Source organism: Micromonospora sp. KC606 (genome assembly GCF_004348675.1).
In the GTDB taxonomy this organism is placed as follows: Bacteria; Actinomycetota; Actinomycetes; order Mycobacteriales; family Micromonosporaceae; genus Micromonospora.
Genome location: NZ_SMKN01000262.1, coordinates 1 through 7,408, shown reverse-complemented (window position 1 = coordinate 7,408; position 7,408 = coordinate 1). Strand labels below are relative to the sequence as shown.

Annotated in this window: 9 protein-coding genes and 1 tRNA gene; 5 read left to right on the top strand and 5 right to left on the bottom strand. The window is 71.0% G+C overall.

Annotated features, from left to right (window positions below; all coding sequences use genetic code 11):
- The 4 genes from E1193_RS28530 to E1193_RS28515 form a co-directional block, all read right to left on the bottom strand.
- On the bottom strand, positions 1–767 hold a 767-nt coding region (locus E1193_RS28530), incomplete at its 3' end, for an ABC transporter ATP-binding protein (protein ID WP_132186265.1).
- Positions 764–1,534, bottom strand: coding sequence for a cobalt ECF transporter T component CbiQ (gene cbiQ, locus E1193_RS28525; RefSeq protein WP_132186264.1), 771 nt, complete (start codon positions 1,532–1,534; stop codon positions 764–766). The genes cbiQ and E1193_RS28530, both read right to left, overlap by 4 nt.
- Before the next feature lie 13 nt (positions 1,535–1,547).
- Positions 1,548–1,946 carry a PDGLE domain-containing protein gene (locus tag E1193_RS28520; protein WP_132186263.1) on the bottom strand — a complete coding sequence of 133 codons (399 nt, stop codon included), beginning with the start codon at positions 1,944–1,946 and terminating at the stop codon, positions 1,548–1,550.
- The gene (locus tag E1193_RS28515) at positions 1,943–2,659 is read right to left on the bottom strand and encodes an energy-coupling factor ABC transporter permease (RefSeq protein ID WP_132186262.1); all 717 of its coding nucleotides are present in this window, start codon (positions 2,657–2,659) and stop codon (positions 1,943–1,945) included. The genes E1193_RS28520 and E1193_RS28515 overlap by 4 nt, the downstream gene beginning before the upstream one ends.
- 119 nt (positions 2,660–2,778) lie before the next feature.
- Here E1193_RS28515 and bcp point away from each other — a divergent pair, with 119 nt between their 5' ends.
- From bcp to E1193_RS28495, 4 genes are all read left to right on the top strand, one after another.
- On the top strand, positions 2,779–3,255 hold the full coding sequence (gene bcp / locus E1193_RS28510; RefSeq protein ID WP_132186261.1) for a thioredoxin-dependent thiol peroxidase: 477 nt from the start codon (positions 2,779–2,781) through the stop codon (positions 3,253–3,255).
- A 31-nt stretch (positions 3,256–3,286) separates the two neighbouring features.
- Entirely contained in the window at positions 3,287–3,778 is a 492-nt protein-coding gene (locus E1193_RS28505; RefSeq protein ID WP_207922904.1) for an HNH endonuclease, read from the top strand.
- Positions 3,779–3,922: 144 nt separating this feature from the next.
- Positions 3,923–4,005, top strand: a tRNA-Leu gene (locus E1193_RS28500).
- Between the two features lie 90 nt (positions 4,006–4,095).
- On the top strand, positions 4,096–4,626 hold the full coding sequence (locus tag E1193_RS28495; protein WP_132186260.1) for a GNAT family N-acetyltransferase: 531 nt from the start codon (positions 4,096–4,098) through the stop codon (positions 4,624–4,626).
- 166 nt (positions 4,627–4,792) lie between these two features.
- On the opposite strand, the gene E1193_RS28490 is transcribed toward E1193_RS28495, so the two are convergent.
- Positions 4,793–5,500 carry a TetR/AcrR family transcriptional regulator C-terminal domain-containing protein gene (locus tag E1193_RS28490; RefSeq protein WP_132186259.1) on the bottom strand — a complete coding sequence of 236 codons (708 nt, stop codon included), beginning with the start codon at positions 5,498–5,500 and terminating at the stop codon, positions 4,793–4,795.
- A 151-nt stretch (positions 5,501–5,651) separates the two neighbouring features.
- Here E1193_RS28490 and E1193_RS28485 point away from each other — a divergent pair, with 151 nt between their 5' ends.
- A complete protein-coding gene (locus E1193_RS28485) occupies positions 5,652–7,100 on the top strand; it encodes an MFS transporter (protein ID WP_243707953.1) in 1,449 nt (482 codons plus the stop codon).
- Positions 7,101–7,408: the final 308 nt, after the last annotated feature.

Below are 7,408 nucleotides of genomic sequence, written 5' to 3'. Positions count from 1 at the left end.
GGGCGGGGCAGGGACTGCGGGCTGAAACCGTAGGGCAGTTCGAGGCGGTGCCGGGCCAACAGCTCCGCGTCGGAGAGCATGTCGACGGTGGCGGCGTCGGCCACGATCCGGCCGGCGTCGAGGATCACCGACCGCTGGCACAGCTCCGCCGCGTACGGCAGGTCATGGGTGACCATCAGCAGGGTCACCGGCAGGGTGCGCAGGATCTCGGCCAGCTCCCGCCGGGCCGCCGGATCCAGGTTCGACGAGGGCTCGTCGAGCACCAGGATCTCCGGGCGCATGGCCAGCACGGTGGCGACCGCCACCCGGCGGCGCTGCCCGAACGACAGGTGATGCGGGGCTCGGTCCCGGTGGGCGCCCATCCGCACCGCGTCGAGAGCCTCGTCCACCCGCTCGGCGAGCTCCGCCCCGCGCAACCCCAGGTTCGCCGGGCCGAACGCCACGTCCTCGGCGACCGTGGGCATGAAGAGCTGGTCGTCCGGATCCTGGAAGACGATCCCGACCCGGCGGCGGATCTCGGCCAGGGTGTCCCGGTCCCTCGACACGGTCAACCCACCGACGCTGACCGTGCCCTCGGCGGGGGTCAGGATGCCGTTGAGGTGCAGCACCAGGGTGGTCTTGCCGGCACCGTTCGGGCCGAGCAGGGCAACCCGCTCGCCACGCGGCACGGTCAGGCCCACCCCGTGCAGGGCGACGTGACCGTCCGGGTACGCGTACCGGACGCCACGGACGTCCAGGGAGACAGCGGTCTGCACGTACCCGATCATGTCAGGACGACCGCGGTGACGGCGATGAAGGCCGCCGTCACCGGCACGGTCGCCGCGGCCAGCCACTGCCCGGTGGTGGCCGCGCCGGCCCCCTGCCAGACCGCCGGCATCCGCCCCGAGTAACCCCGGGACAGCATCGCCAGGTAGACCCGCTCGCCGCGCTCGAAGGCGCGCAGGAACAGCGCCCCCACCCCGGCCGCGAACCCGCGCAGCTGCCACAGGAAACGCGGGTCGTCGCCCCGGGACACCCGGGCCACCCGCATCCGTCGGGCCTCGCCCACCAGCACGTCCAGGTAGCGCAGCATGAAGGTGGCGATCTGGGTGACGATCTGCGGGCAGCGCAGCCGGTCCAGGCCGATGATCAGATCCCGGGTGGTGGTGGTCGCCGCCAGCAGCAGCGACGCCAGCACCCCCAGGGTGCCCTTGGCGACGATGTTCCACCCGCCGTACAGGCCGTCGACGGACAGGCTCAGCCCGACGACCTCGACCCGCTCCCCCGCGCCCAGGAACGGCAACGCGAAGGCGAAGAGCACGAACGGCAGCTCGATCATCGAACGCAACAGCAGCCAACGGGCTCCCACCCGGGCCAGTGTGGCGACGAGGGCGACCAGCACCGCGTACCCGGCGAAGGCCCACAGCGCCTCGCGCGGGGTGGCCACCACGGCGACGGTGAACAGCACCATCGCCGTGATCTTCGCCTCCGGGGCGAGCCGGTGCACCGGCGACGGCACCTCCCGGTAGAGCACGTGCGCGTGCCCGGCTCCCATCGACGTACCCCGCTCAGCCGGCCGTGCCGGCGGGCTGCCGGTCATCGCGCGCGGCCTCCCCGGCGTCGCCGGACCCGGCCGGGTCACGCCGGCGCAGCAGCCAGAAGGCACCGCCGCCGACCGCGAAGGTCAGCAGCACCCCGAGCACCCCGGACAGCGCGGTGGAGAGGAAGTCGTTGTCGATGCCGGCGACCCCGTAGTCGGCGAGCGGCCCACCCACCTCGTGGGCCTTCTCCTGCTGCGCCGGGCAGGAACCGCCGGTGATCTCTCCCTCGGGATCGACCGTGCAACCCTTGAGCAGCGCGGAGTCCAGACCGTCCGGTTGGGACGAGGCGTAGTTGCTGACGACCCCGGCCAGCAGCAGCGCGACCAACAGGCCGACCGCGACGAAACCCCAGGTACGCGTCCTCACCGGACACCTCCGACGGCCGGGACGGGCGCCGGCGCGGCCGGCTTCAGCGCGCGCAGCGCGTACACCAGATCGGGTCGGACCTTCGCGACGGTGGCCACGGTCGTCGCGGTGATCAGGCCCTCGCCGACGCCGATCAGCAGGTGGGCGCCGGCCATCGTGCCGGCCAACCCGGCGAGGTTGCCGCCCAGGTCGGTGGTGCCGCCCAGCCAGTACTCGAACACGAAGCCCTGACTCGCGGCCACCACGCTGACCAGCGCGGAGACGAACGCGGTGACGCTCAGCCCGATCGGGGTGCGGGGCAGCACCCGGAGCAGGCCGGCGATCAGCAGGTACGCCGCCGCGGTGCCGAGCAACGCCATGTTGGTGATGTTCAAGCCCAGCATCGCGACGCCGCCGTCACCGAAGACCAGGGCCTGCACGACCAACACCACCGCCACGCAGAGCGCGCCCACCCACGGGCCGACCAGCAGCGCGGCGAGCGCGCCACCGAGCAGGTGCCCACTCACCCCGGCGGTGAAGATCGGAAAGTTGAGCATCTGCACGGCGAAGATGAAGGCGGCGACCAGGCCGGCCATCGGGGCCAGTCGGTCGTCCAGGTCACGGCGGCCGCGCAGCACGCAGAAGGTCAGCGCGGCGAGGGCGAGGGCCGCGAAGACCCCCGCCACGGGACCGTTGATGATCCCGTTCGAGATGTGCATCGCCAGGGTTTCCACGCGCCGAGCTTATTTCCCCACCGTCGCTGTTGCCAAGCTGTGGCAAGAGCGCGGGCTGGTCGACCCGCGCGGCACGTCACCCCACGGTCGCCACCCGGCCCGGCGGTAGGGTCGAGGCCATGACCGCGCCCGACCGCCTCACTCCCGGCGACCCCGCCCCCGACTTCACCCTGCCCACCGACAGCGGCGGGACGCTCTCCCTGGCCGACCTGCGGGGCCGCCGGGTCATCCTGTACGCGTACCCGGCCGCGATGACCCCCGGCTGCACCAAGCAGGCCTGCGACTTCCGCGACTCGCTCGCCTCCCTCCAGTCCGCCGGCTACGAGGTCGTCGGGATCTCCCCCGACAAGCCGGAGAAGCTGGCGAAGTTCCGCGAGCGCGACGCCATCACCTTCCCGCTGGTCGCGGACACCGACAGGGCGGTCCTCACCGCGTACGGCGCGTACGGCGAGAAGCAGATGTACGGCAGGACCGTCACCGGGGTGATCCGCTCGACGTTCGTCATCGACCCGGACGGCAAGATCGAACGGGCGCTCTACAACGTCAAGGCCACCGGGCACGTCGCCAAGCTGCGCCGCGACCTCGGCCTGGACTGAAAGGGTCGCACCGGGCCACTACCGTGCGTACGTGGTCCGGTACCGGCACACCCCCCGTGCCCTCGCCGAGGCAGCCGCTGCCGCGCACAGCGTCACCGAGGTGATGCGGCTGCTCGGGGTGCGTGTCAGCGGCGGCTCGCACGCGCACATCAGCCGGCAGCTGAAACGCTTCGGCATCGACACCTCCCACTTCACGGGAAGCGCCCACACGCGGGGACGGCGTGGCATCCGTCGGACCACGTCGTGGCAACTGCTGGTGCCCCTGCCGCCCGGGTCACGCCGCACCCCGGGCACCAGGCTCAAGTGGGCGTTGGCCGACATCGGCGTTCCCGAGCGGTGTGAGGGGTGCGACGTCGGGTCGACCTGGCGGGGCCGCCCGTTGACCCTGCACGTGGATCACGTCAGCGGCGACTTCCTCGACAACCGGCCGCCCAACCTGCGACTGCTCCGCCCGAACTGCCACAGCCAGACTTCCACGTACGCCGGGCGCAACAAGCGCACCCCGGCCCCGGAGATTCTGTGACGGCCGACCAGCCGGTCCAGGCCCATCGCTGCCCTGCACGACCGCTGTCGGCCACCGAGCCGGAGACACGGTGCAGCAGGTGGGGGGCGCGCACCCGCCGGCCCTCACACCGTGTTCGCGGAAGGCTCTAGACTCAGCGCATCGGCGGGAGTGGCGGAACGGCAGACGCGCAGGCCTTAGGAGCCTGTGTCCGAGAGGACGTGGGGGTTCGAAACCCCCCTCCCGCACCGACGAACTGGCGGTCGCTGCGCTCGGGCAGCCTGTTGTGCTGGTCACGATCAGGGCCTGACATCGGGCTGGTCCATCAACATGGCGGTGTGAGTCTGCATTTCGTCCTCGACCCCGATCTCACCCCCGCGCTGCGGCAGCAGCTCACGGAGCTGTGGGTGGACGTGACCAACGCCGGCGGCGCGGTCGGCTTCGTCGCCCCGGTCACCGTCGACGACGTCCGCCCGGTCGCCGAGGCGACCTTCCGCGACGTCGTCGACGGCCCGGACCGGCTGCTGGTCGGCTACGTGGGCGGCGAGCCCCTCGTGGTGCTGGTCCTGACGGACAACCGGTTCCGCCTGAAGGCACACTGGGGCACCCTCAAGCGGGTCATGGTGCACCCGAAGACGCAGGGGCGCGGGTACGGCGCGGCGATCATGCGGCAGGCCGCGCGTCGGGCGCCTGAGCTGGGCTGGCGGGCGCTGCACGTCACCGTCCGGGGTGGGCTGGGCCTGGAGGACTTCTACCGCCGGCTCGGCTACCGGGAGGTGGGGCGGTTGCCGGGCGCGCTACGGGTGGCCCCTGGCGACGACCGGGACGAGATCCTCATGTGGCTCGACCTGCCCGACCCCACCCCCTGACCTTCTCCAGCAGCTCACTGGTGCGCTGGTCGGGTACCGCGACGGAGCGCGGGTCTGCCGCACCTGCGCCGGCAAATTCCGTGAAGTGGAATGCAGCCGCTGCGGCAAGTTCGCGAACCGTCCGCCCGCGCGCCCCAGGTGCGCTTGGTCACTGTGACACGGTTCCTCATGCGGTCCGGTCGAGCTGTGCCTGGAGTCCGTCGAGCAGATAGGTCAGGCCGGTGGTGAAGCTGCCGTCCCAGTCGTCGTCGTAGAGGTAGCCCTGCGCTGCGAGGGTCGGGTAGCGGTCACGGTGGGCTCGTAGCAGTTCCTGGCCTACTCGGCGTTCCTCGTCGGTGATCTGCAGGGCCGATTCGGTCGACGCGGATCCCATGACGTGGTTGTAAAGTGCCCAGGTTGCGGCGGACAGGCGAACCCCGGTGAATCCGGCGGAGGCGAGTGTCGCTTGCAGGATCTCCATCTGGGCAAGGAAGTTCGGGCCGATGGCTGGCCGTCGGCGTGCCGGGACGGCGGCGGCCCACGGGTGACGCAGAAGCGTGGCGCGCCAGGCGGACAGTACCGCGATGACGTCCTCACGCCAGTGGAGACTGCCCTGGCCCCGGGGCGACTGCTCACCGAAGATCGCATCGACGGCGAGGTCGATGAGGTCGTCCTTGGTGTCCACGTGCCAGTACAGCGACGGGGCCATGACCCCGAGCCTTTCGGCGAGTCGGCGCATGGTCAGCCGCTCAATGCCTTCCTCGTCGAGAACGGCGATTACCGCCACGACGATCCGTGCGAGAGACAGTGGCGGCTCCTCCTTGGAGGTGCGACGCGGGCGCAGCCAGACGCTACGGAGTTCACCGCCGTCTCGACGCTCGCGCTTGTCAGCCACGGGCTCCCCTCATCCGATGCGTGTCGCCGTACCGCACCGAGGAGTGTAGTACGTTGATAGCCATCCCTAACGCTGTTAGGGGGTCTCGTACTGCGTTAGACGGGTGGTGCAAGCTTTGCAGAACTCTGCTCGATGGTGGACGTTGCCGGTCGTGGCCGCGGCTCAGCTTCTCGTGGTCCTGGACGGAACGATCGTGAACATCGCCTTGCCCTCCGCGCAGCACGCGCTGGGCATCTCCGACGCGGGCCGGCACTGGGTGATCACCGCCTACCTGCTGGCGTTCGGCGGACTGCTACTGGTGGGCGGCAGGATCAGCGGCGCGTTGGGCCATCGGCGTGCGTTCATCGTCGGCCTGGTCGGGTTCGCCGCCGCATCCGCGCTGGGCGGGCTCTCGGTCAATCCCGGCATGCTGATCGGGTCGCGGGCCGCGCAGGGCGTGTTCGCTGCCCTGCTCGCGCCGGCCGCGCTGTCGCTGTTGACGACCACGTTCACCGAGACGCATGAACGTGGTCGGGCGTTCGGCGTTTTCGCGGCGATCGGCGCGGCGGGATCGGCGGTCGGCCTGATCGCGGGAGGGCTGCTGACCGAGTACGCGAGCTGGCGGTGGTGCCTGTACATCAACGTGCCCATCGCCCTGCTCGCACTGCTCGGCACGATATTCGTCCCCCCGGACCGCCCGATCCGGGGCGCCGGACGGCTCGACCTGCCGGGCGCGCTGCTCAGCGTCGCGGGCCTGGTCGCGTCCGTCTACGCGTTCAACGAGGCCGAACCGCACGGCTGGGACTCGCCACGGGTACTGGGCCTGCTGGCCTGCGGCGTCCTGCTGCTGGCGGCGTTCGTCGTCGTCGAGATGCGGGCACCTGAGCCGTTGCTGCCGATGCGCGTGCTGGTGCACCGTGCTCGGGCTGGCGCGTTCATCTCGATCACGTTGATGTTCCTGGCGATGTTCGGCTTCTACCTGTTCATGAGCTACTACACCCAGGCGGTCCTCGGGTACTCACCGGTCCAGGCCGGCCTGACGCTGATCATCAACGCGCTGGCCGCCCTGGTCGGCTCGACACTCATCGCCGGCAGGCTGTACGGACGCGTGTCGCCCGCAGCGCTGATCCTGCCCGGTCTGATCGCTGCCGCCGCCGGAATGCTCATCCTGACCCGCCTGACCGCACAGACAACCGACGTCCTGCCGCTGTACCTGGCGCCCGCGATGGTCCTCACCGGACTCGGTCTCGGCTGCGTCATTCCCCCCACCGCCATCCTGGCCACCACGGGCATGCGCGGACACGACACCGGAGCCGCATCGGCAACCTACAACGCCGCTCAGCAACTCGGCGCCGCGCTCGGCATCGCACTGCTCAACACCATCGCGACCAGCGCCACCGCCGCATACCTGCGGACAACGACCGCAGCCACGCCGGGCGCAGCGTCGGTACACGGCTACACCACCGCCCTGACCGTCGCCTTCGGCATCCTCGTCGCCACCGCCTGCGTCGCCGCACCACTGCTGATCATGCGCGGCCCACGACAATCCCATGACCGTCGAGACGAGACCACGCCGCACGCCCAGCCCGCCCAAGACCTGGTGGTGGACCACCAGCGGTAGACCCTCAAGCTTCACTACGACTTCGGCGAGGAGAGTGGTGTCTACCCCTTCCTTGACCTGAGCGACAGGGACGAGGGGTGGCAGCGGGTCAGCGATGGGCACGTGGGAGCCGGGCTCCCACGTGCTCGACCGCAAGTCGTCCGAAGGGGTCAGCGCGCCGAGGGCCGTCCCCGACCAAGGTCGACCACCCCGACGCCAACGAATCGCGGCAGATCGCGTCCTCCCCGGCCCGGGACAGCCCCGCTCACCGCAAACGAAGTCGATCAGGGAGCCGCCGGAGGCCGGGGAAACGAGGGCGGGGCCGGGCG